This is a genomic window from Microcoleus sp. MON1_C5 (genome assembly GCF_036701875.1).
Lineage (GTDB): Bacteria > Cyanobacteriota > Cyanobacteriia > Cyanobacteriales > Microcoleaceae > Microcoleus.
Map to the genome: position 1 here is coordinate 19,959 of NZ_JAUBRN010000003.1, position 25,403 is coordinate 45,361.

Sequence of the window (25,403 nt, forward strand, 5' to 3'; positions counted from 1 at the left end):
ATGACTAATGACTAATGACTACCAAACATAACAAAGCACTTCACCGCCCAAACCTTGGCGTCGAGCTTCTCTATCCGTCATAATGCCGCTGGAGGTGGAAATAATGGCAATGCCAATTCCGCCTAATACTCTGGGCAATTCTTTACGGTTCGAGTAAACGCGCAGTCCTGGTTTGCTGACTCGCTTAAGTGCCGTGATAATGGGCTTGCGAGTTTTACCTTTGTACTTTAGAGAAAGCACTAAATGTCGCTTGACCCCTTCTGCTTCTGCTTCTTCAAATTCGCCGATGAAGCCTTCACTTTTGAGGACTTGGGCGATGCTGCGGGTCATTTTTGTAGCTGGAATTTGCGTTGTTTGGTGGCGCGCCATGCAAGAATTGCGAATGCGCGTCAACATATCTGCTATGGTATCGTTAGCTGCCATCTTTTGCTTCTTACTCTAGTGCTTAGTTGTCCCGGAACGGCATTCCCATTTCTTTAAGCAAGGCGCGTCCTTCTTCGTCGGTGTTTGCTGTGGTGATAATTGAAATGTCCATGCCTCGAATTTGATCGATGCGGTCATATTCTATTTCTGGAAAAATTAGCTGTTCTCTCAGACCCAAGCTGTAGTTGCCGCGCCCGTCGAAGCTTTTGGGGCTGATGCCGCGGAAGTCGCGGATTCGGGGGAGTGCCAGGTTGATCAGCCGATCGAGAAAATCGTACATCCGATCGGCGCGCAGCGTCACCATAACGCCGACTGGTACTCCTTTGCGGATTTTGAAGCCTGCGATCGCTTTTTTCGCCCGCGTCACTACTGGTTTTTGCCCGGTGATGATGCCAATTTCGTTGATCGACGAATCCAGTGCCTTAGCGTTTTGAGATGCTTCTCCCAAACCGCGGTTCACTGTGACTTTGACGAGTTTGGGAACCTGATGGATATTAGTATATTTAAACTGATCCATCAGTGTCGGAACGATTTTTTCTTGATAAACAACCTTGAGTTTGTCCGGCATAGTTTTTGTGTTTCGTTAACTGTCCCTGGGCTTGGTCAGGGAATTTGTCGCTTGTCAGTCTCACCGATGTTAGTTATTAGTTGAGAAGTCACTTGCCAGAAGGCGGACTAATGACTGAGGACTGATAACCAATCACTATTGATCGATGATTTCTCCAGTTTTTTTGAGCTGTCGCAGTTTCCGGCCGTCTTCGCTAAATGTATAGCAAACGCGGCTAGCTATTTTTTCTTTTTCGGAATAGTGCATGACATTTGAGCTGTGAATGGGAGCCTCAAACGTGAGTATTTTCCCGGACTCTCCCTCTTGCTGGGGCTTGACGTGCTTTGTTCTGATGTTTACACCTTTAACAATTACTTTGCTGACTTTAGGATATGTCTTTAAGATTTCTCCGACTTTTCCTTTCTCTTTGCCAGTAATTATTTGCACGGTGTCGCCTGCTTTGACGTGCATTCTGTAGCGCTGCGATTCGCTAGTTGGTTTACCCTTTTTTCCGTACATTTTAAAGTACCTCCGGGGCTAAGGAAACGATTTTAGTAAAGTTTTTGTCGCGCAGTTCGCGGGCGACGGGGCCGAAGACGCGAGTGCCTTTGGGGTTGCCGTCTACGTTGATAATAACGGCGGCGTTATCGTCAAAACGAATGCTCATGCCGCTGTCGCGGCGCAGGCCTTTGCGGGTTCTGACAATGACGGCCCGGACGACATCTGATTTTTTGACGGCCATATTGGGGATGGCGTCTTTGACGACGGCAATGATGACATCGCCGACTCCGCCGTAGCGGCGGTTGCCGCCTCCCAATACGCGGATGCACATCAGTTTGCGGGCTCCGCTATTGTCGGCGACATTGAGGTATGTCTGGGGTTGAATCATGGTGATTGGGGAAAAGGTAATTTGATGCTTGCTAACTGATAACTGCTAATTGCTAATTGATGGTTAATCACAGGGTCGATCGATTGATTAGACGATCGCACACTTAAGAGCAATTAAGAATTAACTGTTAGCCATTTTTTGCACCGAAAATCTCAGCAACCGTCCAGCGTTTGGTTTTGCTCAGTGGGCGAGTTTCAGTGATGCGGACGCGATCGCCCGATTTGCACTGATTTTCTTCGTCGTGAGCTTTGTACCGCTTGGTGCGGACTACGATTTTGCCGTATTTGGTGTGGGAGGAGCGGTTTTCGATTGCTACCACGACGGTTTTATCCATCTTGTCGCTGACTACTACGCCAACTCGTTCTTTAATTGCCATAGCTACCTATTTTTGTTGTGCAATTGACTTTTTTTTAGCTACTGTGCGATGGTCGGCTCGGCTGCTTCTGACTCTTGGCTGACTGCTGGGGTTGGAGCAGGCTGTGCTACCTGTTTAGATGCGGCTAATTTTTCTGTCGCTTCTTTCTCAGCAACGATTTGGCGCTCGCGTTCAACTGTCATCAATTGAGCTAGCCGGTGTTTGGCGTGCTTGAACAGGTGAGGCTTTTCCATGCGACCAGTAGCTTGCTGGAGCCGCAATTCCATTAGTTGGCGCTTGACGGCTAAAATTTGCTCTGCTACTTCAGCATCGCTTAATTCTCTAGCTTCTTTAATCTTGGTCAAAGACATAATTGTGTGCTTTCTCGTTAGCGATCTCGGTATGACAGAAGACAGAATTGTCTAGATGGTGAATGTCGAAGGAAAGAAAAGTTATGAATGACCTATTTTAAATTGCTGTAGCCGTTTAAAATTTTGACCAATGCCGACCTACTTCTACCTTCGATTATCGCTATGACTGGTCTTCTTCGCGAGTGATGAACTTGGTTTTAATTGGTAACTTGAAAGATGCCAAACGCATGGCTTCGCGGGCAGTTTCTTCACTTACACCGCCAATTTCAAACATTACCCGGCCCGGTTTGACCACGGCAACCCAAAACTCTGGTGCACCTTTACCAGAACCCATCCGGGTTTCTGCGGCGCGCTGGGTGACTGGTTTGTCGGGAAAAATACGAATCCAGATTTTGCCGCCCCGGCGGATATAGCGGGTCATGGCGCGGCGTCCGGCTTCTATTTGGCGGGAAGTGATCCAGGCGGGTTCGACAGCTTGGAGCGCGAAGTCGCCAAAGCTAACTGTATTGCCGCGGGTGGCAATACCGCTCATTCGCCCGCGCTGTTGTTTGCGGAATTTGGTTCTTTTAGGGCTTAACATGGCTTTGGGAGTTGGGTAATTGGTAATTGGTAATTGCTAATTGGTGATTGCTAATTGCTAATTGGTTTGGAACAACTCACACTTAACAAATGACAACTAACAGTTAACAATTAGCTAGCCTTCGTTCGATCGATCTTCAAAGTTCTGGCGGCGGCGCCTTTGTTTGGTGCGGGGCACTGCTGCATTTGGTGCAGCTTCTTGTTCTTGTCCGGGAATAATTTCGCCTTTGAAAACCCAAACTTTAATGCCGAGAATACCGTAGATGGTTTGAGCAGTGCAGTAGGAGTAGTCGATGTCGGCCCGCAGGGTGTGCAACGGGACTCTTCCTTCGCGTGTCCATTCGGTACGAGCGATTTCTGCGCCGTTGAGGCGTCCGCTGACTTGAATTTTGATGCCTTGGATGCCGACTTTTTGAGCGCGGGTGATTGCTTGGCGGACGACTCGGCGGAAGGATACGCGCCGTTCTAGTTGCTGAGCGATGTATTCCGCGATCAGTGTGGCATCGGCGTCTACTCGCTGAACTTCGACGACGTTGATGCGGATTTGGCGGTTGCTACCGAGTTGCTGCTGCAAACCGACGCGCAAGGTTTCGATGCCTGCTCCGCCGCGACCTACGACAACGCCTGGTCTGGCGGTGAACACTTCTAGGTCGATTTGATCGGCTTTCCGCTCAATTTTGACCGAGGAAATGCCCGCATTGTTGAGCGTTTTACGAACGTACTTGCGAATTTTATAGTCTTCTTGCAAGAGTTCTGGATAGTTTTTGGGGTCAGCAAACCAGCGAGAGCGGTGCTCTTGGGTAATGCCGAGACGAAAACCAATTGGATGTATTTTTTGGCCCATAATAGTTGATGAGTTAATTGGTATTTGGTAATTGGTAACTGGTAATTGGTAATTGGTGATTACCAATTTTTTTCAACTTTAAGCTGTTTATTACCTATTACGTTTTTCCCTGGTTTAGTTTTCTACGAGGGGAGCTACTACTACGGTAATGTGACAGGTTGGCTTGCGGATTTGGTAGGCGCGACCTTGAGCGCGGGGTCTAAAGCGTTTGAGGACTGGGCCTTGGTCTGCGTAAGCTTGAGAAACTACCAGCTTAGATTTATCCAATCCTGCGTTGTGTTCGGCGTTGGCTACTGCCGATCGCAAAACCTTGACGATTGGTTCGCAGGCGCGGTAGGGCATGAATTCGAGTAAAATCAGCGCTTCTTGGTAGCTTTTGCCGCGAATTTGGTCGAGGACTCGGCGCACCTTGAAGGGGGATGTCCGGATGTAACGGGCGATCGCCTTAATTTCGGATGTGGTATCTATAGCCATTTCGATTTGGGTAATTGGTAGTTGGTAATTGGGGAAAAGGTAATTAATAATTCGGAAAAAGTTTTTCCGACCACGTATTACCTGTCACCTAATTAGGCTATTTTTTACTTGTCTTTCTATCACCACTTTTAGCGTGACCTCTAAAGGTACGAGTGGGGGAAAATTCTCCGAGTTTGTGACCTACCATTTGGTCTGTGAGGTAGACGGGTACGTGCTGTCTGCCGTTGTGAACGGCGATCGTGTGACCTACCATTTGGGGCAGGATTGTGGAAGATCGCGACCAAGTTTTAATTACTTGTTTTTGGCCGGCGGCGTTGAGTTTTTCGATTTTTGTCATCAGAGCATCTGCGACAAAGGGGCCTTTTTTTAGCGATCGAGACATGATTTTTTAGTGATTCAGGAGTTATTAGTCAGCTTTCAGCCGTAATTGGTCATCAGTCCTCAGCCATTAGTTAGCCGTTAACAACTAAGCACTGAAGACTGCTGACTGATTACTAGCTTTGTCTACCGCCCTTGCCGCGCTTGGAAGATTTGCGGCGTCGGCGGACGATTAAAGCGTCGCTGCGCTTGTTTTTGCGTCGAGTTTTTGCACCCAATGCTGGTTTACCCCAAGGAGTGACAGGCCCCGGACGTCCGATAGGAGCTCTGCCTTCGCCACCGCCGTGCGGGTGGTCTACCGGGTTCATGACACTACCGCGAACGGTGGGTCTGCGGCCTTTCCAGCGGGTGCGACCTGCTTTGCCGAGGCTGATGTTTCTGGCGTCTGTGTTGCCGACTTGACCGATGGTGGCGTAGCAGTCGGCGCGGACTTTGCGCTGTTCGCCAGATGGCAGTTTAAGGGTAACGTAGCTACCTTCTTTTGCCATTAGCTGAGCGCTGGAGCCTGCGGAGCGAACGATTTGTCCGCCTTTTCCGGGTACTAGCTCGACGTTGTGGATGCTCGTACCGAGGGGAATGTTCTTCAGGGGGAGGGCGTTGCCGATTTCGATCGGCGCGTCTGGGCCTGAGACAATTACGGTACCGACGTTTAAGTTGAGCGGGTGCAGGATGTACCGTTTTTCGCCGTCTTTGTAGAACAGGAGGGCGATGCGGGCGTTGCGATTGGGATCGTATTCGATCGCCTTGACGGTAGCGGGAATGCTGTGTTTGTCGCGGCGGAAGTCGATGTCTCTATAAAGCCGTTTGTGACCGCCTCCCCGGTGGCGACAGGTGATGACGCCTCGGTTGTTGCGGCCTTGTTTGGTGTGCTTGTTGTTGGTTAGAGACTTTTCTGGTTCTGATTTGGTAATTTCAGCGAAGTCCGAGACGGTTTGTTCTCGGGTGCTGGAGGTATAAGGTCGGTAAGAACGGATGCCCATAATCGATTTTAGATTTTAGATTTTAGATTTGGGATGCAAGGACTTGGCGGTTTTGGATTTTAGATTTGGGATTATTCAGTTAACTTGGTAACTTTCTGGGTTTGGTATTTTCACCAGTTAACCGCAATCTAAAATCTAAAATCTAAAATCCAAAATTGGCTAAACTTCTGGGAATAGGAGTTTGCGGATCGAGTCTCCGTCGGTCAGAGTTACGGTTGCTCGCTTGTAACAAGGTTTAAAGCCGACGAATTTGCCAACTCGACGCTTTTTGCGCGGCGGGTTTTGGGTGTTGACGCCGATGACTTTAACCTTAAATAGTTCTTCGATTGCAGCTTTGATTTGAGGCTTCGTCGCTTTGGGGGCTACGTCGAATGTGAATTGATTTAATTCCATCATTCGGGTAGCTTTCTCGGTGAGAATCGGACGCTGGATCAAATCTGCGTAGTCGCGGGGGTCGATTTTACTCACCGTAAATCTCCTGAATTTTAGCTATGGCTGTAGATGTGACGATAATTTTGTCAGCCGCGAGAACGTCGTAAACATTCAGGGAAGTTGCCAAGATGACGTTTACTAATTCGATATTGCGTCCTGATAAGTAGACGTTTGGTTGCGGTTCTGGCAAGATTAACAGAACTTTTGTATCGGCTTCGATGCCCCAGCGGGATATCGCACTCAGCAATTCTTTGCTTTTGGGTCTCGGAAATTGCTCTGCAAATTCTTCAACCACAATGATGTCTTCGGTGCGACTTTGGAATGCTGTCCGCAAAGCGAGACGGCGTTCCTTTTTGTTCATTTTGACTTCAAAGTCTCTCGGTTTTGGCCCGAAGATGACACCGCCGCCCCGCCACAGCGGAGAACGGATTGAACCTGCTCTGGCTCGACCCGTGCCTTTTTGACGCCAGGGTTTGCGACCGCCGCCTCTGACTTCCGATCGAGTTTTGGTGCAAGCATTTCCTTGACGGGCGTTATTCAGTTGCCGCGTCAATGCTCTGTGAACGATGTGAGAAGCATTTTCTTCTTTGGCTACGCGCAGTTCTAAAGTTGTTTCCCCAACTTCTTCGCCTTGCCAATTTCGGACTACACAATTAACCATATCTTTTGTCCTTTGTCTGTTGTTAGTTGTCTGTTGTTAGTTGTCTGTTGTCTGTTGTCTGTCGTCTGTTGTCTGTTCTCAGGTCTTAGTTTTCAGCTCTTAGTTTTCAGCTTTTAGTTCTTAGTTATTGCTTGCTACTAATGGCCAACCACTATCTACTGACTGCTGACTACTGACTAATGACTACTGACTAACGTCCTACTTTTTTCTCAGGCACAACATTGACTAAGGCGCCAGCTTTGCCGGGAACTGCTCCCTTAATTAGCAGCAAATTCTGCTCTGTATCCACCCGGACAATTGTTAGTTTGCGGACGGTGACTTGAACGTTGCCCATACGTCCCGCCATTCTTTTCCCGGGATAAACGCGACCCGGAGTAGTTCCAGGTCCGATCGATCCAGGCTCGCGGTGGTTCTTGGAACCGTGAGACATCGGGCCTCGTTTAAAGTTGTGGCGCTTTTGAAAACCTGCAAAACCTTTACCGATGCTTGTACCGATGACATCTACTATTTGTCCCGGTGTAAAGGTATCTGCTTTTAGTTGTTGACCTAATTCAAATGAACTGGTGTCTTCCAATCGGTATTCCTGCAAGTGGCGCAGTGGATTCGCCCCCGACTTGGCAAGGTGTCCTAGTTCTGGCTTGTTGAGAGCCTTTGGTTTGACTTCGTTGTATCCAACTTGAACGGCACCGTAGCCGTCAGTTTGTTTTGTTTTGATTTGAGTTACTGTACAAGGCCCTGCTTGTATGACGGTGACGGGGATGGCTCTCCCTTCGGCGTCAAACACTTGAGTCATGCCTAGTTTAGTGCCAAGAATGCCTACAGACACGGATTTTTTTCCTTTTATTTACGCAAGAGGTTTCGGATTGCGAAAGTTACGTCAATCCGCTTGCTCTTGTGCAGAAACATTTATTTCAGTGTTCCTGCAATTAACTGTTATCAACCAACAGCCTTCCTCTGTGTTTAAAATTTGAGTTTTAAATTTGGGAGCGAGCTTGTGGAAGTCTTGCAAGGGTTGAGATTCGCGGCTTTTTACCGACTCTATCTCCGAGTTTTGTCTCGGTCTTGCTTGTTTGTGCCAGGACTTGAGCAGCAAACTACTCAGTATCCTTTACGGCGACAATTCACAATAGTACATGAAGTGTTTGCCGTTTGTCAAGGCCGGGATGAGAATTTTTCGGCTCAACTTTAGGATTTATAATATTTCCAGCTCGCAAGCAGCGATCGACCAAATTTTGATACAGCAGGAAACACAAATTTATGGGACTGATTACGACGGGATCTGATGTGATTCGGGATTTGGAAAAGTCGGGGTCGCTGGCCCTGTACGTTCCTTTAGAGGGAGGATTTGAGGGGCGCTACCTGCGGCGGCTGAGGGCTGCAGGTTACGGGGCGCACACGATCTCGGCGCGGGGTTTGGGTGATTTGGCGATGTATTTGACGGGGGTTCACGGGGTGCGGCCGCCGCATTTGGGCAAGAAAACTACTGGCAACGAAGCGGCCGTGGGTTATACGTGGTTCGTGCCGCCGATTTTGCAAACTCAATTAGACAATTTGCCGCCGAAAGCAAAAGGACTGGTGCTGTGGATTATTGAAGGGCACATTTTGTCGAATCAGGAGATTGAGTATTTGACTGTTTTGCCGACGTTAGAACCGCGAGTTAAAATAGCAGTGGAGATGGGAGGCGATCGAGCTTTTAGCTGGAAGCCACTTAAAGACGCTTTAGTTGCAGCTTAAATTCCGCTATTTGCGATCGCAAATCAACTAAAAAAACGCAGCGAGCAACAAAAGCTCAACAGCTTCTGCTCGCTGGTTTTGATATATTTGGGAAAAACTTAATTAACAGGAAAAATCTTATGCTTCAGAACCGCGATTATACCATAATCATTGACAAAAGCGGCAGTATGTACACGAAAGACCAGATGGGCGGTAAAAGTCGCTGGGCGCTCATGCAAGAATCGACGATCGCATTGGCGAATAAATGTGAAGAACTAGATCCTGATGGCATAACAGTTTATTTGTTTTCCGGTCGCTTCAAGCGCTACGACAACGTAACATCCGCTAAAGTCGTGCAAATTTTCCAAGAAAACGAACCTTCGGGAACTACGAATTTAGGTGCAGTGCTGCAAGATGCTCTGAACAGTTTTTTTCAGCGCAAAGCATCCGGTAAGACCAAGCAAAATGGGGAAACAATATTAGTGGTGACCGACGGGGAACCGGACGATCGCAAAGAAGTGATGAAAACGATTATAGAGGCTTCGCGGAAGCTCGATCGAGATGAAGAGCTGGCGATTTCTTTCATTCAAGTAGGGAATGCGCCGGAAGCTACTAAGTTTCTCAAGATATTGGATGACGAACTGCAAAGCGCTGGGGCTAAATTCGATATCGTTGATACTGTCACGATGGAGGATATTGAAGGAATGACCCTGACGGAGGTATTGCTGAATGCAATAACTGATTGAGGAGGCGGGAGAATTTCCCGTGATTATATTGGGGGCAGTTGACCCAGCAGGATTTTTTAGGGGGTTTAAGTTATGGAATCGATCGAGCGCCTGTTAGGTGAACTTAAGGCAGAGTATCAAGCATCTCAAAAAATTGCTGAGTTGAAAAGTCAGGCGCCGGCGCAAGCACAAGCGCCGTCAAATGCAACATTTAAAACATCAGATATAAATTTGTATGCTAGTCCTTTGGATCGGGATTTAGCTCAAATTAAGGCTGAGTACGAATCGCCAAATAAAGCTCAGGAAGTCGCTTCACTGCAACCGCTTAAGGCTGAGCACGAAGCCCCAAATAAAGCTCAGGAAGTCGCTTCACTGCAACCGCAACCAGCAGAAAAAGTCGCGGGGCCGCAGTTGGACGTACAAACGCACAGACAGAAAGTTAGGCAAGCTCAGGTTTGGCTGAAAAAGTTGGATAAGAATTCCGATGAGGGATATTGGTTCGATCAGTTTGCTTTTAGGTATTCTTCGAGGATAGATGCGGCGATCGACTATTTGCAAGCTGTGAAGGAGTTTGATTGATTAAACTACACGGTATTCACAATTTGTAAGGACGTTTTTTGGTTAATTGCCATCTCTATTTGCTGTAAAGACACGGCAGTGCCGTGTCTTTACAAAGCGTAAAATAAATATCATTTGTATCACGCGGGATTTAGGATACGGCAGTGCCGTATCCCTACAAATGACCAGCAAATAAATATCATTTATAGGAACACAGCACAGTTATTTCCTGTGGCTGCCCCAACCACGGGGAGGATTGCTCCTATACTAAATTTTTGGACACAGATGTAGGATTCAACAAAAACAAAGCCGCCTTTTTTGCTGTATCTTCAGATAGCTGAATTTGTTTTAACTCAACAATACCTTCACTGATAAAAGTATCTCTCAAAGCAGCTTTTTCTCCACTGTTAAAACTCGTTTCGTAAAACACTTCTCTAATTCCAGCGGCAATGACTAATTTCAAACAATAGATGCAGGGTTCTAAAGTGACGTAAATACTAGCCCCAGCAGTAGATATACCGTGTTTGGCAGCTTTGGCGATCGCATTTGCTTCCGCGTGAACCGCCCTTGATGGCAAAGTTTTACTGGCGTCGCAACTACTCAAACCAGGATAGCAGAAGCCTTGAGTAGTACAGTGTGCCGAACCTGACGGCGAACCGTTGTAACCCGTTGCTAAAACTTGCCTGTTTTTAGTTATCACTGCGCCTACGGGAAAAGCCAGACAAGTCGATCGAGTGGCAGCCAATTTTGCTAACATTAAAAAGTATTCGTCCCAGGTCGGTCTTTCTTCTTCTAAATTCATCTTCGATCCTGAATGTATTGCTCGCTCGTTTTCAGACACTGGGCCGCTTTCTGCAATTCTATTCCTAAATAACCAATATGCTCGCCTTTGATGGCAGGGGAAGCCGCACAAATTTCTCGCACTAACTTGAGAGGGTTTTTTCCCGAATAACAGGTGACAACTTCGCCGCTGCCCGGGGTGGTTTGCGTGACTACTATCTGATTGTCGGCTACTTCAACTAAAAAATTGCCTGCTGCATCGAAAAAGTCTCGATCTTCGCAGATTTTAGCATATTGGGTTTGAATTAGTCGATCGGCATTTTCAAAGGTATCGTCATACAAGTGAGCCGATTGACTCAGCGTTACCAAGGGGCCCATTGTCAAATTATAATCGGAACGCCTCGCAATTTCATCTCGAATGTGCTGCTGCAAAGCCCGCAAACCCATTGCATTGGCCGGCCAAGCCGCAAACATATCGTTACTGCGGAGAGTTGCAGTTAGCGATATTTCACCGTCCACAACTCGCACCCAAATGTGATTTAAACAAGGACTGCCGCTGTGCTGGTGGTCGGAGGAACCGTCAGGCCTTCTGTTAATATTTCCCCCGGCATCCCACAAACTAATTACAGCACTTGCCGCGTCAATTTCTTTAATTAGTTTGGCAATCACTTCTTCAATTTGATCGCGACCAAACCACGACCGCATCCGCTGTGCGTAGGTATATTTAATGCCTTCGTTATACGGGGCATCTTCCAGCATTTGCGGTTTGTACTGTTCGAGGAAATCGCGGTCGATTGGTAAGTAATTCGGTTCGGGAAAATAGAACTCGGCAGGTTCATCTGTAATCACTGCCATTAAGTCAATTAATTCTTGCCACTGTCCGTCGTAACCAGTCGGCCGCAAGGTGCCGGTGGTCTTAATTCGGTGGATGATTTTTACCCAAGTTTCGGCAATAGTTTTGCCTTCGATTCTGTGTCCGTATTTCTGACCGGGGAGTACAGTCGGGACGATTTCGACTAACGGAAAAGTTACGGTTTCTCCCCAAGGTTCAACAGATTCTTTTTGGGCAAAAGACTTGACAAAAATCACTGTTTCTGCTAAATTATTGGCTTCTTTCCATTCTATTTTCTGACGCAATAGTTCTAAGGCTTCTGCTGCTATTTCAATATCAATGTAGCCAAATATTGAAGATTTAATTAGCCAGCAATCTCTACCAGTATCGCTTTTGCCTGCTTCAAAGCCGTTGCGAAAAAAGTCGAGCAAGCACGCTGCCGCACCCGAATTGCGGTCTTCTTTGGTAGCGTTGAGAATTACTAAAAAGCGGACGTGGGGATTGCACAGCAAGTTTCTAATTAAGAAGTTGATGCCGCGAGTAGGAGAGTAGAGTTGTCCGATCGCAGCATATTCTTGAGGTTGTAAATGTTTGCCGATCGCACTTTTTACTGTCCAGCCGCTGACAATGGCTGTTTGCCCCGTTCCACAAATTAATTGATTGGGTTTGTATAGGGGTTTGTACTCAAATTTATTGACGAGATTTGTGGCTGTCATGGTTTACCGTTTTTTGCACCGCGTACTACTATATCAATAGTGTGGATGGTTTGAAGGCGCGAGATCAATCATCTTTATGTCGTCGCTGCAACGATTTGTTATGCTGCGTCAACGCAGATCGTTGCCTGAATGTCTTTTACAGCGAGAGCCTTCACCGGAATTGAAATCACAAACTCTGTACCTTGACCTAAAGTTGAGTTGACTTCTAGAGTTCCAGAGTGTTTCTGGACTACGATTTGACGAGCGATCGCCAATCCTAGCCCTGTTCCTTGCCCCACGCCTTTGGTGGTAAACAGATGCTCAAAGATTTTTGGCTTCACCGCATCCGTAATCCCAATCCCATTATCCTGAATTCGGATCACTGCCTGAGATTCCGACAATTGCGTCTTGACAGTAATCTGGTTGGGGTTAGCTTTGATCTGAGCAAAACTGCGTCCTTGATTTGATTCCTCAAGGGCATCGATCGCATTTGCCAGCAGATTCATAAATACCTGATTCAACTGTCCCGCAAAGCATTCTACCTGTGGCAGATCCCCATAGTCTGTGATGACTTGAATTTCCGGGCGAGATTCGTTGGCTTTGAGGCGATGCTTGAGAATCAAGATCGTGCTGTCAATGCCGTCGTGGATATTGTAAGGAATGGGCAGATCGCTATCCGAACGCGAGAAGGTTCTTAAACTGGTGCTGATTGTGTGAATGCGATCGACTCCTTCTTGCATCGAATCGATTAACTTGGGTAAATCCTCTTGTAAATATTCCAAATCTATTTCCTCCACGAATTCCTGTAGTGAGGCACTTGGATAAGGGAGTTCTTTTTGGTATAACTCAATTAGTTGAAAGAGGTCTTTAATATAGTCCTGAGCGGGTTTGAGATTGCCAGCAATAAAGCAAAGCGGGTTATTAATTTCGTGCGCGACACCCGCGACTAAATTCCCCAAAGCACACATCTTTTCGGTGTGGACTAAATGAAGCTGAGACTCTTGCAGTTGTGTAAGTGCGGCTTCTAAATCAGCCGTTTGCTCAGCTACACGCTGTTCGAGATTTTTAGTTAACTGCCGTAGCTGCAAATGAGTTTTCACCCGTGCTAGCACCTCCTGTTCTTGAAAGGGTTTGGTGATGTAGTCCACAGCACCCAGGACAAATCCTTTCACCTTACTGTCGGCATCGGAGAGAGCGGTCATAAAAATGATCGGAATACTGGCTGTTGTCGGATCTGCCTTCAGACGTTTGCAGGTTTCAAAGCCGTCAATTCCTGGCATTTGAACGTCGAGCAAGATCAGATCGGGAGGATAAGCTTGGACTCGCTTAAGAGCGCGATCGCCATCGAGCGCGGTTGCTACTTCGTACCCCGCATCACTTAAGGTTTCACAAACCACTTCTAAGTTCGCAGGGGTATCATCCACCACCAGAATTAATTCAGGACTAGACATCGGCTTTCTTCTCTGTGAGGTGTTGTTGTAGCAACTCTTCAATCTCTTCGGCTTTAAATTGCTTAGCAAGCCGAATAATTTGTGAGGCAAAATCTGCGTAGCCAGGGTTAGAGTGAGCAATATGCTCTGTGTGTTCTCGGAGCCGTTTTAAGTTGCCTTTATGTGCCATTTCTAGTAACGTATTTAACTCTAATGGGGAAGGAATAATCAGCCCTTCAGGGTTCTCTAATGGAGTCGCTGGAGTGGATGAACCCGACTCGTTTGAGGCTGTAATTTCATATTTCCACTTTAATTCCAAATGAGTGGCTAAGAGGTTAAATAATTCACTGACTTCCACTGGCTTGGCCAGAAAATCATTTCCCCCTGCATCTAAACTCATCTGTCGATAGGCTTGTGCCACTGATGCAGAAGAGACAATGATCTTCTGGTGTTGCAAATCCTTTGCACTCCGAATTTGTTTGAGCAGTTCAAAGCCATCCATGACTGGCATTGCCAAGTCTGTAATCACTAAGTCAGGTTGAGACTGTCGTATTTTTTCCAATCCTTCTTGTCCATTTTCGGCCTCACTAACTTGGAATCCTAGTGGCTCTAACAAGTTGAAGAGAACGGCTCGGTTTTCCCAACGATCGTCTACCACCAGAATGCTGCGTCGTTGTCCTTCGTAACCAATAATTTGTTTTCCAGTTGTGATGGAGTTTTGCTCGGCCCAATCGGTGGCGATCGCCAGTTCCACCTCAAAAAAGAATTCACTGCCGACTCCGGGTTGGCTCTTAACTTGGATTTGTCCGTTCATAAGTTGGACAATCCTTTGGCTGATGGCGAGTCCTAAACCCGTGCCCTCGGCTTGGCGCTGGCGATCGCCCACTTGTTCAAAAGCCTGAAAAATTTTATCCAATTGATCGGGCGCAATTCCTACGCCGGTATCCTCAATTTGAAATTTGAAAGAGCGAGGGGACGGATTGGGAGGATTCTCAACTACGGCAACCTTGAGCGTGACAGAACCTTTGTCGGTGAATTTAATCGCATTTCCCACCAAGTTGAGTAATACCTGACGCAGCCGTTTTTCATCAACAAAAATCCCTTCAGGCAACTGCGGATCGGGCTCGTAAACGAAGTCAATGCCTTTTTGGTCAGCACGAATACGGCAGATTTCAGCCACACCTTGGAGGAATGAGGGAAAGTGAATCGCTTTAGGTGTGAGTTCTAGTTTGCCGGCTTCAATTTTGGACAAGTCCAACACATCGTTAATCAGCGTCAGTAAATGAGAACCACACTGGTGAATGATTTCTACTCCATGACGTTCTTTCGCTGGCAACGCTTTGGATCGGTTGAGGATTTGAGCATAGCCCAAAATACCGTTGAGGGGAGTGCGGAGTTCGTGGCTCATGTTGGCAAGAAAATCACTCTTTGCTTTGTTGGCATTGTCTGCTGCTTCCTTTGCAGACTTGAGTTCGGCGGTGCGTTGTTCAACTCGCTGTTCAAGCTGCTGGTTAGTTTGCTCTAGGGCGGTGAAGGAATCGCGCAACTGCTGCGCCATTCGGTTAAAGGATTGAGCAAGTACACCCAGTTCTTTAACGCCAGAGGCTTCGACGTTTTGGTCGAGTTTTCCTTCGGCGATGGCTTCCGATGCGTGACTCAGCAGCAAAATGGGTCGAGCAATCCAGCGCGAGGTGTAGATACCCAAAACCGTTGCCAGTCCTAATGCGCCTAAGCACAGCCAAATCGTGTTGACTGTGTTGGCATTAATTCGTCCCATGAAATCTGATTCGGGCACGGCGACGACTACGAGCCAGTCCAATCCCCATTCGTCCTGCCAGGGAGTTACTTGAACAAACTCCCGCTCACCCTGGAGCTGAAAGTCTAGCTGCTGGACGGTTTGAATGGTTTTGAGAGCGCCGAAGCGATCGCGGAGATACTTGGACGTGGCTTGAATTAGGGCGTCCTTACTCTCAAAGCCCCGCAGTCGCTGAGGTTTGCCGTTTGTCACTGAAAACACGGGCGCATCGCTAGAGCTGGCAACGATTAATCCGTTACGCTCCAGAATGAACACCTTGCTGGATTGACTAACCTTAATTTCACGTAAAAAGTCACTAATTTGCGAAAGGCGCTGCTCTACCCCCACGCTGCCGATCAACTGACCATTCTTGTTATAGATGGGGCGACTCGTGGCGATCGACAACGGGTAGTTATTAGTCTCCCATTGATAGATCGCGCTCCACCCGGGCTTGCCGGTTTCGACACCTTTGGCGTACCAGCCTTCCTTCTGGAACTGATACGCTTTGGTGATTTCAAACATTTTAGTTGGCTTGCTTTGGTCATTCGTAATGTAGTTGTACAAATCAGGATTGCCGTACCGCTTCGGTAGCACCAGGCTAATGTCAGGATTGCCGTTGTTGGGAATGGTTGACTCGCGGTAATATCCCGATGCGATAAAGTCGCCCGTTTTAGAGCCGTAGAGGATATAGCCAACCTTATAGGTTTTTACCTGCTTGGCAAAGAATTGAGCTAGGCGATCGGCATCCTGTAAGTTCAACAATCCCAGGTCAATTTGCTCGCCGTTGATTTGGGTCAAATAGCGGGTTGCAGCGGCATAGCTGTCGAGGTGCTGATCCACACGGTTACTCACCTCCGTTTGCAAGTTAGTCGCTAGTTCATTCACTGCTTGTTGTCCATTTCGCAGCGACAGATACCCTGTTAATCCTACGGCCGCGAAGATTTGCAGGATGAATGGAACAACCAGACCGGTTCGCAGGGGAACCTTACTAAAGCCTTTAGCAGCAGCAATTGTGGACTTTGACAGCATAGCCTTCAAAACAGTAAAGATAGGGTACAGGGTTGAGAGTTCCCAAACCTGGTTTAGAGCCACCAGATTTTATCTGCAATAAACAGGGAAAATATCGGCTTCGGTTGGACTTCTAAAAAAGCATTGCGGTTCAAGTTTTATAGGGTCAAATCCCCCACCACTTGGTAGCTGAAATAGGCACCGACACTAACAATTAATGCCGTACCTCCAAGGACCAGTTGCATCCGCAAGTTGCGAGTTGCTTTCTCTTTTTCACGGGAAAGCAACAATGGCTGAGTTTGTTGATGTGCCGTTGGTTGGTTGGTGGAGTGAGAGGCGGTTATCAGCTTTGATATGTTAGCAGACTGTTCTTTTTAGTAGAGCAGGCGATCGTTCTGGCTCAAGTTTAAAGGCGATCGCACTCCACCAACAATCTCTCAACCCCATTCCAATCGAAGACTACCGCTTACAGAAAATCGCAGAGAAAGCCTTGGCTTTCTAGTCGTGGGATGAATCTGCTGACCATAAAGGGTCAGTCCTTTTCACTTTACGCCTCAGTCCCCTAATCAGAGTTATTAGCCCAACAGGTTTGATTTCTCACTTCTTGGTCGCAATATTTTTTTAGTAATTCTTTCTCTTCTTGAGGGAGGCCAAACATAATAAATACATCGGGCTGGGGCATGGACAGATACCACAGTTAGATATACCTTAATTATAGTGGTTAGAGTATTAAACCACTTTACCCTATCGAAACAAGTCAGTAGTTGTAAGTTATGGATAAAAATAATTAACTGTGATGCCCCGCGCTCCGGCCTCCTTTGCAAACACCTCTGTTAACTGCTCTACCGCTGCTTTAATTGCTGAGTAAACGCCATAAGTCAGCAACATCAAACGCGAACAGACTAATAAAAATTGATTGCCAGTTCATTATTATGAAGCAGAGTTGTCGCCTCTTTTCTGCTCCGAAAAACGCCTGTGGCTTTGATGGGAAAAAGCGGAATTTTATATATAGAGCAATTAGGAGCAACTGTATTAATATATCATAATTACCTCTCTACCTACGAGATTAAACTCGATTTAATCTCTCCCACATTCTCATTAAATCTAGTTTTAAATTCAACTAGAATGGCTCACATTAATTTTATTTTTTTAAATCAATTTTTATCGTATTAAGAAATTAATTAAACAAATTACTCAAGCTAACAATTCACCGACGGCTACGCTAAAACCTGCAAGCACACTTTGAGTGTTAACAACTTCATCGGCATTAAACAACCGCCAGCGTTGCCCTGCATTGACAAATATTAATCTAGCTTCAGGGAACAGCAACCAAACTTCTAAACATCCCGATTCCAAATATTCCTGAGCTTTCGCAAATAACTCTTCGCCACTGTCTTCGGGGGAAGCAACTTCCGCTATCAGGGGAAAACTTTGGGAAAATGCTGTAAAATTGCCAGATTGTGGCAACAATTCAGGAGTGATGTAAGCAACATCGGGACGGCGACCCTGTTTGCCAGTGCGGCAAAGTATTTCGGTGAGAACTTCTCCTCCCTGTCCGCTGGAGTCTTTGTAATTTCCCCAGTAACGGGCTAATTTAGATTGAGCTAGACTGTGCTTGAATGTCATTCCTGTTTTCTCCACTAAGTTGCCGTCAACCCATTCCATTCTATCAGCAGGTCTGACTAAAAATTCTTCAAGAGATATGACTTTTTTAGGCTCAGATTGTGGGGAAATTTCTGCTATATTTTCTATTTTTTGCGGTAACTCGGAGTCTGAGTTGTGGTCGGCATTTTGGGGGATAATTATAGTAGCTGTCATGCTCGAAACCTCTCTTTAAATATTATAACTTTACCTGCGCTCGCTCTCGCTCGCATCTTTATGATCTTAGGGGATTTGGCAGGGCGAGTTGATATAAGCTATCGATCACAGACAATTTTTGTCTTTTCAACTTAGCCCTACAATTTATATATCATAGCAATTAAGAAAGGTGACTTTCATGATTCTCTCAAACCGTTTTTCTGAAGCCCTCACCTATGCCGCCGAATTGCACGCTAGCCAACTTCGCAAAGGTTCGGGCGTTCCCTACATTGCCCATTTGTTGGGCACTGCTAGTATAGCTTTAGAATATGGGGCTTCGGAAGATGAGGCGATCGCAGCTTTGCTTCACGATGCGATCGAAGATCAAGGTGGCGCCACCACCCGCGAAGCCATCCGCCGTCGCTTTGGGGATACCGTCACAGCGATTGTAGACGGCTGTACCGACAGTGACGCGACGCCGAAACCCCCTTGGCGTCAGCGAAAACAAGCCTATATCGATCGCATTTCTACAGCTTGTGGCTCAGTGAGATTAGTCTCGGCTGCTGATAAACTTTATAATGTTCGATCGATCCTGAAAGATTACCGCCAATTAGGAGATACTGTTTGGGAACGCTTCAAAGGTGGCAAAGACGGTTCTCTCTGGTATTATCGTTCTTTAGTAGAAGCATTCCGCAAAACAGAGTTAACGCCTATAGTTGAAGAATTAGACCGCACAGTTTTAGAATTGGAACAGTTTTCTGAAGGCTGAAGACTGAAGGTAAAAATCACTAATTATCAATTACCAATTACAGTCGCAAAATGGCAAATGTTCGCTTAGAAAATATTACCCGACGCTACCAAAACGTCACCGCGATCGAAAACATCAGCTTCAAAATCCCGGACGGGGAATTTTGGGTATTAGTCGGGCCATCCGGCTGCGGGAAATCCACAATTATGCGGACAATTGCCGGTTTAGAAACCGCAACTTCCGGCAATCTTTACATCGGAGATAATTTAGTTAACAACATTCCGGCGAGACAGCGGGATGTTGCAATGGTGTTTCAAAATTACGCGCTTTACCCGCACATGACTGTCGCAGAAAATCTGGCATTTGGATTGCGGATGCGGAATGTTGACCAGACTAAAATTCAAGAACGAGTCGAAACAGTCGCCCGATCGCTCTCGATCGACCACCTCCTCAAGCGTAAGCCCAAACAGCTATCAGGCGGACAGCAGCAGCGGGTAGCACTGGGAAGGGCGATCGCCCGCGAACCGAAAGTATTCCTTTTAGATGAACCGCTTTCTAACCTCGATGCTCAACTGCGAGATGACACTAGAGCCGAACTCAAACAACTGCATCAACGGCTGGGAATTACCACCATTTACGTCACCCACGACCAAGTGGAAGCGATGACTTTAGCTGATAAGATTGTAGTCTTAAATGGGGGTAAAATTCAACAAATTGGAGACCCCCAAAGCATTTATGCTAAACCAACTAACCGCATGGTTGCCACATTTTTAGGCAATCCAGCCATGAACATTTTGCCTGCAATTTATACTAACGAATCCTTTCAAGTGGGAAATCAACATTTAGCCTGTCCGCCCTCGATTCATAAAAAATTGCAGGCGAGAGAAGGACAAGGATTTGATTTGGGCATCCGTCCTGAAAATATAGAAATGTTTACGCCACCAAACGCAGTAGAAGATGATTTGAAAACCGATGTTTGGGCATTAGAAAAAGTCCCCCTCGATGTAGAGGTAAAAGTAGTGGAACCTCTGGGGCGAGAAACTTTAATTCGGGCGAGTTTGCCTTTGGTGAGCGCTGAAACTACTGTACAGGTGCAAGTACCTGCGAGTGTTCGCTTGCGATCGGGCGATCGGCTGACGGTACAGCTTGACTTCGATCGACTATTTATATTTGACCCTTCCACCGGTGAAGCGCTGTATCCTTAACGGGCTTGAACAGGGCTTACGCACGGTTGGCCAGCAACCAGGTTTTTTTAGTCGCAGTGGGTAAGTCCTGTGCAATCTCAAATCTCAAATCTCAAATAGACTGAGCCTTCTAGTGGGAAAGTCTCGATTTCTAGTTACAAAACTTTACACTTGACATTTATTAATTTACGAAGTAATGATACACTTAGTATTGGCACAACGGAAAAACCTCCCCCCAAAAGCTCATCTTTCCTGACTCAGGGCGATCGCGACTCACAACGCAAGGATATTCCCGCTAAGAAGCGGCTTTACGCCCTCACTTGGGAGCAACTAGCGAACCAAAAACTCAGAAAAACGTTCTAGCGGCATTTTTAGATGAACCCCGACAACCTGCCTCAAATGCTGCAAACAGGATTTCACCTAACTTTAGGTGCAACTTCCTTTTTAATTGAGACATTGCAAGATCCCGTGAAGCGAGAAGAAAATCTTGACAAACTGAAGTCAGATTTGGGCCAGCTAGCGGATGAGCTGCTGGAAAAAGGAGAAATGACCGATCGAGAAGCCCGGAATTTTGTAGATACTATTTTCTCTCAACCGGACGATCGGGAGAATGCAGAGAGCGAATCTGTCTCGCCCAAGCAATCGGATGCAACGACTGATGCTCCTCCCGAGTCGGTTGTACAGCCTAACGTAAAGCTAGAAATTCAAGAATTAACTGCACACATGGCAGCGCTGAGGACCGAGTTGGAAAATTTGCGTGTCAAAAATTCCCAGCATTAAAGAATCAAGAGTCTTTAATACAGCCGGAGTTTACTTGCAAAGTGATTTGCAAACTTATTTAAAAGAACTAAACTTTAGTCATTGTCCCAGTTTTCAGAACCGATCAGGTCGGCGATGCGATCGCGCAGCAAGAAGTCGCATTTTTCTAGCTCGCACTCCACGCAAGCCCATTCCCGGGGCGGGATGAATTGGCAGAGCGTGTAGATAGGCTGTTGGCGGCTCAGCACGCCCTCGTGTACGAGGTGACGGGCTTCATCCTGGATGACATCTAAAGAGTATTTGATTTTGATAGTGGACTGAATCATAATGCGCCCTCAAGGTTTTAGTAAAAAAAAAATTATGACCTTTGTAATAATATAATCCAAAATTCCGGATATGTAAGTTAAATTTTGTCAGTATAGAGGTATACAATTCACTACGGTTAAGTGAAAAAACTTCTAGCAATGAGGAATAAGTGATCGAATCAGTCTTGGGAGGTAGAGACGTGGCACATTTTTCCGGCTAACAGGTGGATCTGTTGCAAAGCTCATACCCTTCTATATTTCAGACCTCAGTCGAGCGATTTTAGATTTTAGAATTGGGAATGAATGACTGGATATGGGTTTGTAGCTTGCCTACAGTTGCATTCTTTTTTGAAATTGGTATCACTTCAGGACTTACGCACTAAAGCCGGATTCCCGGTTTCTGGATGCTTCTCCCCCCAAAGGCAGAATTTCTCGCGAGAAACCGGGTTGATGAATTTAAATCTTGAGGTAGCAAGCAGCAAAGGAAAGATTCAGGAGTCCGGCAACTCAAGCATTACCAGTTTCGTTAATGCCGAACAGCAATTCTAGAGCCAGAGATTGCGCGGCCGGCATCTGCCCAAAACAGAATACATAAGGAATACTCGGAGGCAAGTGTGGCAAAAATTGCTCTAAAACGTAGGGGCTTCCGTAAATTAATACAGCTTGCAGTTCACCCGTCTTTAATAATTTCTTAAACCAATCTTGAGCTGCTTCGGTCAAACCAGCACTGCCTCGGAAGCAATTGCCGCGAATGAAAATTTGCAGCAGCGTCGGAGAAAAATGCTCTGCACCTGTATTTTCAGCGATCGCGCCTGTGCGATCGTCAATTAGTTGCAATTCGTAACCAAACTGTTCGGGAAGGGCGATCGCCGGAGTGTGGTTGCCCAAAAACTCGCACCCCAAAACATCATCTACAACAATCAAATTCCGCAAAAGCTGGTTTTCTGGGGGCTTTTTCGCCACTAAAGGCAGAGAACCTCCAAATTTCAAAGAATCTCGCAAAATATCCGCAGCAGTTGCCCTTGCCTGTGGATTTGCCAGCAAACCTAAGTCGATCGACTCGATCGATGTTGAATTTACTGCTTTTTCCTTTTCCTTTACTAACAAACCGACTTTAGCTTTAGCCGACCAAATTCGCTTGACAGATTCCTTTATTTGTGATATAGAAAGCCGCCCTTGAGTGACAGCTTCGCAGACAGCCAGAATCGCCCCTTCCGGGTCAAGCGGCATCAGCAAAACATCAGCACCAGCCTCAGCGGCCAAAACAGCAGCTTCATTAGTGCCGTACTTATTGGCGATCGCACCCATCACCAAAGCATCCGTCACGATCAAACCTTCAAATCCCAACTCTTCTCGCAGCTTCCCGATCAAAATCTTGCGAGAAAGAGTAGCAGGAAACTCGGCATCCCAAGCCGGAATCAGCAAGTGAGCACTCATCACAGCATCGGCCCCAGCGGCGATCGCCTCAACAAAAGGAGGCAACTCAACCTCAGTCAATCTCGCTGGCGAATGCGGCAAAACCGGCAATTCCAAGTGAGAATCAACCGCCGTGTCTCCGTGGCCGGGAAAATGCTTAGCTGTAGTCAAAACCGGGTGTTGGCCTGCGCCGCGAATAAAAGCAGCGGCTAATTTCCCGACAATTTCCGGTGTCTCGCCAAAAGCGCGGACGTTAATCACAGGATTGTCGGGATTGTTGTTAACATCAACCACCGGTGCGAAAATCCAATTTAGACCGATCGCCCTAGCTTCGATCGCAGTGACAGCGCCCATTTGTTCAGCATATCGATCGGCTTTACCTGAATCATGGCGCGCCACTTCAGCAATCGCCATCGGTGGCCCGAACCAAGTCGCCCCGCCGAACCGCTGGCCGACACCTTCTTCAATATCAGCCGCCAGCAGCAGCGGAAACTTGGCCCAAGACTGCAATTGGTGCGATCGAACCGCCAACTCCGCAGCACTTCCCCCGACCAAAATCACCCCACCGACGCCCAAATTTTCCAGATAATAGCGGAGTTTGCTAGCAGTTGGTTCCCATTCGGGATAGCGAATTTGGTGGTCGAACAAGCAGCCAGAAGCGCGCACCACAAACATCTGGGCCACCAGTTCTGGTAAGGAAAGATTGTCAATCATGGGAAATTAGGAATTGTTGACTGTTGACTGTTGACTGTTGACTGTTGACTTGGGGCTGTGGACTACCTTCAGATACTAATCCTCGTCTGCTTCTAAATCATCATCATCTTCATCATCATTTTCATTGCCATCCGCCAATTCTTCGTCATCAAACATACCCGGTTTGCGATCGGCAGAAAGCTGATTCAGCAGTATCAACATTTTATCGCCCCGTTCCAAAGAATGGTCTTCGAGAAAAATCACTTCCGGCGTCCGGCGCAGTTGCACCCGTTGACCCAACTGGTTGCGGACGTAGCTAGTAGCAGATTTCAAGCCCTCCATAGTCTCGGCCTTTGCCTCATCAGTACCGTAGATGCTGACAAAAATTTTTGTATGCTGAAGGTCTCCCGAAACAATTACGTCGGTAACGCTAACCATACCAGCACCTACACGGTCGTCCTTGATTCCATTCAGCAACATCAGGCTGACTTCCCGTTTAATCAGTGAAGCTACACGCTCAATGCGACGATTTGTAGCCATAGAAACTATCCCCTACTTTTAGATCAGCCATTTTCATCCCGATTGACAATTGTAGCGCGATCGGTATCGGGTGTTATGTGCGATCGGGGAGGAAATTAGGGTTTGAGATTGCAGCGCGCAGCCAATAATGACATAAACTTGCCCAATTTGCTACTTTTGCGATCGCTCAATATAAAATCATCCGGCAAATACGATCTCCTATCATCATGCCCGATTCTATCCAACAAGAAGCCCGCCAAATTCTTGACACCCTTGCCTTCACCCCATTCGAGCAATGCCAACCCCTCAGCCACAACTTTAATACCATCCCCTCTCGCCCTGGACTTTATGCTGTCAGACATCGTGTGGATGGCCTGCTTTACATCGGTAAAACCAAAAGCTTGCGCGGTAGATTTAGTAGCGGACACAAAGCATTTCTCTGGGCATGGCTCGACAAATACAACTGGGAAGATGTTCGGATCGCCATTCACCCGCTCTCGGCGTGGAGCAACCCTGCGTTATTATTAGAGCTAGAAGCAATTATTCTGAGAGCCACTGAGCCGCCCTACAACGTTCAAATCCCACCGGAAAACTAGACTCATGCAATCAACAACTCTGGAACAACTATCTGCTGCTGATGCCGAAGCCATCCTAAAATACCTTCCAGAACGAATTCGTTCCGCCCTCATCGCCCGTGCTGCGGAAATTGAATATCCGATCGAAATTGTTGTGGAAATGGCAATTGCTAATTTCCTCGATAGCGAAGCACTTGGTTTTGCCGATTGCAAACCGGGGCGAGGCAACTAAAGAATCGGAACTTGAAATCAGAGAATCATGACTCAAACTATCGCCACGCAACACCTTTCTCCAGAAGCTATTCATCAGTTGGTCGATTATTGACCAGACTAGAAAAAGCTGCCCTATTGTCCAAGTCCAATGAACTTGAATGTTCTCTCTCCTACGCGATAGAAATGGCAATATCCAGGTTTTTAGATGAAGAATCCTTTAGCTTGGAGAATTGTCGGCTGGTCAAACACTTGAAAGATAAGTAAGCCTACCTCAAAAAAAACACCTACTCACATCCGCGACTTATTGAAGAAGTCTGGGCTCTAAAAGAAGAACGTTTTACTAGATTAAACCGATCGCCAAAAGGAATAAAACTCATGGAAAAAGAATTTACAATCGGTCAAAAAGTCCGAGTTGTGGCGATGCCGCCTTACGTCAAAACTGCCGAACCGATGCCGATGCTGCGGCCTGCGAATTTAATTGCGATCGGCGCTGAAGGCGTTGTGATCGATCGGCGTCCCGGCAATTATTGGGGAATTCGCTTTGAAAAAGGTGCTTTTTTGTTAGACAGTCAGTACATTGAAGCGGCGGAAAGTAATGTAGAAGGTAATGGGTAGTGGGGAATGGGGAATTGATCTGATATCAAATTCGTTGGTATCAGAATTATTCATCTCTCTCTTCTGGAGAGTCAGCGCCCTCTGCAGTCTCTGCGGTTAAATCATTCCGA

General features: G+C 46.8%; 32 protein-coding genes. 9 read left to right on the top strand and 23 right to left on the bottom strand.

The window, feature by feature from the left end; genetic code table 11:
- Positions 1 to 18: 18 nt before the first annotated feature.
- The 14 genes from rpsH to rplC form a co-directional block, all read right to left on the bottom strand.
- Positions 19 to 423, bottom strand: coding sequence for a 30S ribosomal protein S8 (rpsH, locus tag QUA71_RS02300; protein WP_190657976.1), 405 nt, complete (start codon positions 421 to 423; stop codon positions 19 to 21).
- Between the two features lie 22 nt (positions 424 to 445).
- The gene (gene rplE / locus QUA71_RS02305; RefSeq protein ID WP_190657978.1) at positions 446 to 991 is read right to left on the bottom strand and encodes a 50S ribosomal protein L5; all 546 of its coding nucleotides are present in this window, start codon (positions 989 to 991) and stop codon (positions 446 to 448) included.
- A gap of 135 nt (positions 992 to 1,126) precedes the next feature.
- A complete protein-coding gene (gene rplX, locus QUA71_RS02310; protein ID WP_006634990.1) occupies positions 1,127 to 1,489 on the bottom strand; it encodes a 50S ribosomal protein L24 in 363 nt (120 codons plus the stop codon).
- A gap of 1 nt (position 1,490) precedes the next feature.
- The gene (gene rplN, locus QUA71_RS02315; protein WP_006634991.1) at positions 1,491 to 1,859 is read right to left on the bottom strand and encodes a 50S ribosomal protein L14; all 369 of its coding nucleotides are present in this window, start codon (positions 1,857 to 1,859) and stop codon (positions 1,491 to 1,493) included.
- Between the two features lie 127 nt (positions 1,860 to 1,986).
- The gene (gene rpsQ / locus QUA71_RS02320; protein WP_015178711.1) at positions 1,987 to 2,235 is read right to left on the bottom strand and encodes a 30S ribosomal protein S17; all 249 of its coding nucleotides are present in this window, start codon (positions 2,233 to 2,235) and stop codon (positions 1,987 to 1,989) included.
- A gap of 38 nt (positions 2,236 to 2,273) precedes the next feature.
- Entirely contained in the window at positions 2,274 to 2,585 is a 312-nt protein-coding gene (rpmC, locus tag QUA71_RS02325) for a 50S ribosomal protein L29 (RefSeq protein WP_190657980.1), read from the bottom strand.
- A 160-nt stretch (positions 2,586 to 2,745) separates the two neighbouring features.
- Complete coding sequence (gene rplP, locus QUA71_RS02330) at positions 2,746 to 3,165, bottom strand: 50S ribosomal protein L16 (RefSeq protein WP_190657982.1); 420 nt, start codon at positions 3,163 to 3,165, stop codon at positions 2,746 to 2,748.
- A 114-nt stretch (positions 3,166 to 3,279) separates the two neighbouring features.
- The gene (gene rpsC / locus QUA71_RS02335) at positions 3,280 to 4,008 is read right to left on the bottom strand and encodes a 30S ribosomal protein S3 (protein ID WP_190657984.1); all 729 of its coding nucleotides are present in this window, start codon (positions 4,006 to 4,008) and stop codon (positions 3,280 to 3,282) included.
- A gap of 114 nt (positions 4,009 to 4,122) precedes the next feature.
- Positions 4,123 to 4,482 carry a 50S ribosomal protein L22 gene (gene rplV, locus QUA71_RS02340; protein WP_190657986.1) on the bottom strand — a complete coding sequence of 120 codons (360 nt, stop codon included), beginning with the start codon at positions 4,480 to 4,482 and terminating at the stop codon, positions 4,123 to 4,125.
- Between the two features lie 97 nt (positions 4,483 to 4,579).
- Positions 4,580 to 4,864: a 30S ribosomal protein S19 gene (gene rpsS, locus QUA71_RS02345; RefSeq protein ID WP_190657988.1), complete on the bottom strand. Its 285-nt coding sequence runs from the start codon at positions 4,862 to 4,864 to the stop codon at positions 4,580 to 4,582.
- A gap of 112 nt (positions 4,865 to 4,976) precedes the next feature.
- A complete protein-coding gene (gene rplB, locus QUA71_RS02350; RefSeq protein ID WP_333281702.1) occupies positions 4,977 to 5,840 on the bottom strand; it encodes a 50S ribosomal protein L2 in 864 nt (287 codons plus the stop codon).
- 159 nt (positions 5,841 to 5,999) lie between these two features.
- Positions 6,000 to 6,308 carry a 50S ribosomal protein L23 gene (locus QUA71_RS02355; RefSeq protein ID WP_006634999.1) on the bottom strand — a complete coding sequence of 103 codons (309 nt, stop codon included), beginning with the start codon at positions 6,306 to 6,308 and terminating at the stop codon, positions 6,000 to 6,002.
- Positions 6,301 to 6,933, bottom strand: a complete 633-nt coding sequence (gene rplD / locus QUA71_RS02360) for a 50S ribosomal protein L4 (RefSeq protein WP_333281705.1) — start codon at positions 6,931 to 6,933, stop codon at positions 6,301 to 6,303. The genes QUA71_RS02355 and rplD overlap by 8 nt, the downstream gene beginning before the upstream one ends.
- 190 nt (positions 6,934 to 7,123) lie before the next feature.
- Entirely contained in the window at positions 7,124 to 7,759 is a 636-nt protein-coding gene (gene rplC, locus QUA71_RS02365; RefSeq protein WP_333039608.1) for a 50S ribosomal protein L3, read from the bottom strand.
- Between the two features lie 431 nt (positions 7,760 to 8,190).
- Here rplC and QUA71_RS02370 point away from each other — a divergent pair, with 431 nt between their 5' ends.
- The 3 genes from QUA71_RS02370 to QUA71_RS02380 all read left to right on the top strand — a co-directional run bounded on the left by QUA71_RS02370 (position 8,191) and on the right by QUA71_RS02380 (position 9,950).
- Positions 8,191 to 8,667: an NAD(P)H-quinone oxidoreductase subunit N gene (locus QUA71_RS02370; RefSeq protein ID WP_006635002.1), complete on the top strand. Its 477-nt coding sequence runs from the start codon at positions 8,191 to 8,193 to the stop codon at positions 8,665 to 8,667.
- A 119-nt stretch (positions 8,668 to 8,786) separates the two neighbouring features.
- Positions 8,787 to 9,392, top strand: coding sequence for a VWA domain-containing protein (locus QUA71_RS02375; protein WP_333281708.1), 606 nt, complete (start codon positions 8,787 to 8,789; stop codon positions 9,390 to 9,392).
- Between the two features lie 72 nt (positions 9,393 to 9,464).
- Entirely contained in the window at positions 9,465 to 9,950 is a 486-nt protein-coding gene (locus QUA71_RS02380) for a salt stress protein, Slr1339 family (RefSeq protein WP_333281713.1), read from the top strand.
- Positions 9,951 to 10,191: 241 nt separating this feature from the next.
- Here QUA71_RS02380 and QUA71_RS02385 read toward each other — a convergent pair whose 3' ends face one another.
- From QUA71_RS02385 to QUA71_RS02410, 6 genes are all read right to left on the bottom strand, one after another.
- Positions 10,192 to 10,731 carry a dCMP deaminase family protein gene (locus QUA71_RS02385; protein ID WP_190658002.1) on the bottom strand — a complete coding sequence of 180 codons (540 nt, stop codon included), beginning with the start codon at positions 10,729 to 10,731 and terminating at the stop codon, positions 10,192 to 10,194.
- Positions 10,728 to 12,257 carry a thymidylate synthase gene (locus tag QUA71_RS02390; RefSeq protein ID WP_333281718.1) on the bottom strand — a complete coding sequence of 510 codons (1,530 nt, stop codon included), beginning with the start codon at positions 12,255 to 12,257 and terminating at the stop codon, positions 10,728 to 10,730. The genes QUA71_RS02385 and QUA71_RS02390 overlap by 4 nt, the downstream gene beginning before the upstream one ends.
- Positions 12,258 to 12,355: 98 nt before the next feature.
- Positions 12,356 to 13,687 carry a response regulator gene (locus tag QUA71_RS02395; protein WP_333281721.1) on the bottom strand — a complete coding sequence of 444 codons (1,332 nt, stop codon included), beginning with the start codon at positions 13,685 to 13,687 and terminating at the stop codon, positions 12,356 to 12,358.
- Positions 13,680 to 16,490, bottom strand: coding sequence for an ATP-binding protein (locus QUA71_RS02400; RefSeq protein ID WP_333281724.1), 2,811 nt, complete (start codon positions 16,488 to 16,490; stop codon positions 13,680 to 13,682). The genes QUA71_RS02395 and QUA71_RS02400 overlap by 8 nt, the downstream gene beginning before the upstream one ends.
- Before the next feature lie 750 nt (positions 16,491 to 17,240).
- Positions 17,241 to 17,357, bottom strand: a complete 117-nt coding sequence (locus QUA71_RS02405; RefSeq protein ID WP_333281727.1) for an SDR family oxidoreductase — start codon at positions 17,355 to 17,357, stop codon at positions 17,241 to 17,243.
- A 306-nt stretch (positions 17,358 to 17,663) separates the two neighbouring features.
- On the bottom strand, positions 17,664 to 18,287 hold the full coding sequence (locus QUA71_RS02410; protein ID WP_333281730.1) for a Uma2 family endonuclease: 624 nt from the start codon (positions 18,285 to 18,287) through the stop codon (positions 17,664 to 17,666).
- Positions 18,288 to 18,465: 178 nt separating this feature from the next.
- Between QUA71_RS02410 and QUA71_RS02415 the strand changes: the two genes are divergently transcribed.
- The 3 genes from QUA71_RS02415 (at position 18,466) to QUA71_RS02425 (ending at position 20,978) form a co-directional block, all read left to right on the top strand.
- On the top strand, positions 18,466 to 19,035 hold the full coding sequence (locus QUA71_RS02415) for an HD domain-containing protein (protein ID WP_333281733.1): 570 nt from the start codon (positions 18,466 to 18,468) through the stop codon (positions 19,033 to 19,035).
- A 50-nt stretch (positions 19,036 to 19,085) separates the two neighbouring features.
- Positions 19,086 to 20,219, top strand: a complete 1,134-nt coding sequence (locus QUA71_RS02420; protein WP_333281736.1) for an ABC transporter ATP-binding protein — start codon at positions 19,086 to 19,088, stop codon at positions 20,217 to 20,219.
- A gap of 354 nt (positions 20,220 to 20,573) precedes the next feature.
- A complete protein-coding gene (locus tag QUA71_RS02425) occupies positions 20,574 to 20,978 on the top strand; it encodes a hypothetical protein (RefSeq protein ID WP_333281739.1) in 405 nt (134 codons plus the stop codon).
- A gap of 74 nt (positions 20,979 to 21,052) precedes the next feature.
- On the opposite strand, the gene QUA71_RS02430 is transcribed toward QUA71_RS02425, so the two are convergent.
- The 3 genes from QUA71_RS02430 to rbfA all read right to left on the bottom strand — a co-directional run bounded on the left by QUA71_RS02430 (position 21,053) and on the right by rbfA (position 23,911).
- Positions 21,053 to 21,283 (bottom strand): DUF4327 family protein, encoded by a 231-nt coding sequence (locus tag QUA71_RS02430; RefSeq protein WP_006635016.1) that lies wholly within the window; start codon positions 21,281 to 21,283, stop codon positions 21,053 to 21,055.
- 486 nt (positions 21,284 to 21,769) lie between these two features.
- On the bottom strand, positions 21,770 to 23,392 hold the full coding sequence (locus QUA71_RS02435; protein WP_333281742.1) for a glycoside hydrolase family 3 N-terminal domain-containing protein: 1,623 nt from the start codon (positions 23,390 to 23,392) through the stop codon (positions 21,770 to 21,772).
- A 75-nt stretch (positions 23,393 to 23,467) separates the two neighbouring features.
- Positions 23,468 to 23,911 (bottom strand): 30S ribosome-binding factor RbfA, encoded by a 444-nt coding sequence (gene rbfA, locus QUA71_RS02440; protein ID WP_333281745.1) that lies wholly within the window; start codon positions 23,909 to 23,911, stop codon positions 23,468 to 23,470.
- A 206-nt stretch (positions 23,912 to 24,117) separates the two neighbouring features.
- On the opposite strand from rbfA, the gene QUA71_RS02445 reads away from it, so the two are divergent.
- The 3 genes from QUA71_RS02445 (at position 24,118) to sipA (ending at position 25,293) form a co-directional block, all read left to right on the top strand.
- Positions 24,118 to 24,486: a GIY-YIG nuclease family protein gene (locus QUA71_RS02445; protein WP_333281748.1), complete on the top strand. Its 369-nt coding sequence runs from the start codon at positions 24,118 to 24,120 to the stop codon at positions 24,484 to 24,486.
- A 4-nt stretch (positions 24,487 to 24,490) separates the two neighbouring features.
- Positions 24,491 to 24,697 carry a hypothetical protein gene (locus QUA71_RS02450; RefSeq protein ID WP_190658020.1) on the top strand — a complete coding sequence of 69 codons (207 nt, stop codon included), beginning with the start codon at positions 24,491 to 24,493 and terminating at the stop codon, positions 24,695 to 24,697.
- 356 nt (positions 24,698 to 25,053) lie between these two features.
- A complete protein-coding gene (gene sipA / locus QUA71_RS02455; RefSeq protein ID WP_006635020.1) occupies positions 25,054 to 25,293 on the top strand; it encodes a regulatory protein SipA in 240 nt (79 codons plus the stop codon).
- The last annotated feature ends 110 nt before the right edge of the window (positions 25,294 to 25,403 follow it).

What these genes read in the sequence shown, in the direction of transcription:
- rpsH (WP_190657976.1), bottom strand. Translation starts at nt 423, where the DNA reads ATGGCAGCTAACGATACCATAGCAGATATGTTGACGCGCATTCGCAAT.
- rplE (WP_190657978.1), bottom strand. Translation starts at nt 991, where the DNA reads ATGCCGGACAAACTCAAGGTTGTTTATCAAGAAAAAATCGTTCCGACA.
- rplX (WP_006634990.1), bottom strand. Translation starts at nt 1,489, where the DNA reads ATGTACGGAAAAAAGGGTAAACCAACTAGCGAATCGCAGCGCTACAGA.
- rplN (WP_006634991.1), bottom strand. Translation starts at nt 1,859, where the DNA reads ATGATTCAACCCCAGACATACCTCAATGTCGCCGACAATAGCGGAGCC.
- rpsQ (WP_015178711.1), bottom strand. Translation starts at nt 2,235, where the DNA reads ATGGCAATTAAAGAACGAGTTGGCGTAGTAGTCAGCGACAAGATGGAT.
- rpmC (WP_190657980.1), bottom strand. Translation starts at nt 2,585, where the DNA reads ATGTCTTTGACCAAGATTAAAGAAGCTAGAGAATTAAGCGATGCTGAA.
- rplP (WP_190657982.1), bottom strand. Translation starts at nt 3,165, where the DNA reads ATGTTAAGCCCTAAAAGAACCAAATTCCGCAAACAACAGCGCGGGCGA.
- rpsC (WP_190657984.1), bottom strand. Translation starts at nt 4,008, where the DNA reads ATGGGCCAAAAAATACATCCAATTGGTTTTCGTCTCGGCATTACCCAA.
- rplV (WP_190657986.1), bottom strand. Translation starts at nt 4,482, where the DNA reads ATGGCTATAGATACCACATCCGAAATTAAGGCGATCGCCCGTTACATC.
- rpsS (WP_190657988.1), bottom strand. Translation starts at nt 4,864, where the DNA reads ATGTCTCGATCGCTAAAAAAAGGCCCCTTTGTCGCAGATGCTCTGATG.
- rplB (WP_333281702.1), bottom strand. Translation starts at nt 5,840, where the DNA reads ATGGGCATCCGTTCTTACCGACCTTATACCTCCAGCACCCGAGAACAA.
- rplD (WP_333281705.1), bottom strand. Translation starts at nt 6,933, where the DNA reads ATGGTTAATTGTGTAGTCCGAAATTGGCAAGGCGAAGAAGTTGGGGAA.
- QUA71_RS02370 (WP_006635002.1), top strand. Translation starts at nt 8,191, where the DNA reads ATGGGACTGATTACGACGGGATCTGATGTGATTCGGGATTTGGAAAAG.
- QUA71_RS02375 (WP_333281708.1), top strand. Translation starts at nt 8,787, where the DNA reads ATGCTTCAGAACCGCGATTATACCATAATCATTGACAAAAGCGGCAGT.
- QUA71_RS02380 (WP_333281713.1), top strand. Translation starts at nt 9,465, where the DNA reads ATGGAATCGATCGAGCGCCTGTTAGGTGAACTTAAGGCAGAGTATCAA.
- QUA71_RS02385 (WP_190658002.1), bottom strand. Translation starts at nt 10,731, where the DNA reads ATGAATTTAGAAGAAGAAAGACCGACCTGGGACGAATACTTTTTAATG.
- QUA71_RS02390 (WP_333281718.1), bottom strand. Translation starts at nt 12,257, where the DNA reads ATGACAGCCACAAATCTCGTCAATAAATTTGAGTACAAACCCCTATAC.
- QUA71_RS02395 (WP_333281721.1), bottom strand. Translation starts at nt 13,687, where the DNA reads ATGTCTAGTCCTGAATTAATTCTGGTGGTGGATGATACCCCTGCGAAC.
- QUA71_RS02400 (WP_333281724.1), bottom strand. Translation starts at nt 16,490, where the DNA reads ATGCTGTCAAAGTCCACAATTGCTGCTGCTAAAGGCTTTAGTAAGGTT.
- QUA71_RS02405 (WP_333281727.1), bottom strand. Translation starts at nt 17,357, where the DNA reads ATGTTGCTGACTTATGGCGTTTACTCAGCAATTAAAGCAGCGGTAGAG.
- QUA71_RS02410 (WP_333281730.1), bottom strand. Translation starts at nt 18,287, where the DNA reads ATGACAGCTACTATAATTATCCCCCAAAATGCCGACCACAACTCAGAC.
- QUA71_RS02415 (WP_333281733.1), top strand. Translation starts at nt 18,466, where the DNA reads ATGATTCTCTCAAACCGTTTTTCTGAAGCCCTCACCTATGCCGCCGAA.
- QUA71_RS02420 (WP_333281736.1), top strand. Translation starts at nt 19,086, where the DNA reads ATGGCAAATGTTCGCTTAGAAAATATTACCCGACGCTACCAAAACGTC.
- QUA71_RS02425 (WP_333281739.1), top strand. Translation starts at nt 20,574, where the DNA reads ATGAACCCCGACAACCTGCCTCAAATGCTGCAAACAGGATTTCACCTA.
- QUA71_RS02430 (WP_006635016.1), bottom strand. Translation starts at nt 21,283, where the DNA reads ATGATTCAGTCCACTATCAAAATCAAATACTCTTTAGATGTCATCCAG.
- QUA71_RS02435 (WP_333281742.1), bottom strand. Translation starts at nt 23,392, where the DNA reads ATGATTGACAATCTTTCCTTACCAGAACTGGTGGCCCAGATGTTTGTG.
- rbfA (WP_333281745.1), bottom strand. Translation starts at nt 23,911, where the DNA reads ATGGCTACAAATCGTCGCATTGAGCGTGTAGCTTCACTGATTAAACGG.
- QUA71_RS02445 (WP_333281748.1), top strand. Translation starts at nt 24,118, where the DNA reads ATGCCCGATTCTATCCAACAAGAAGCCCGCCAAATTCTTGACACCCTT.
- QUA71_RS02450 (WP_190658020.1), top strand. Translation starts at nt 24,491, where the DNA reads ATGCAATCAACAACTCTGGAACAACTATCTGCTGCTGATGCCGAAGCC.
- sipA (WP_006635020.1), top strand. Translation starts at nt 25,054, where the DNA reads ATGGAAAAAGAATTTACAATCGGTCAAAAAGTCCGAGTTGTGGCGATG.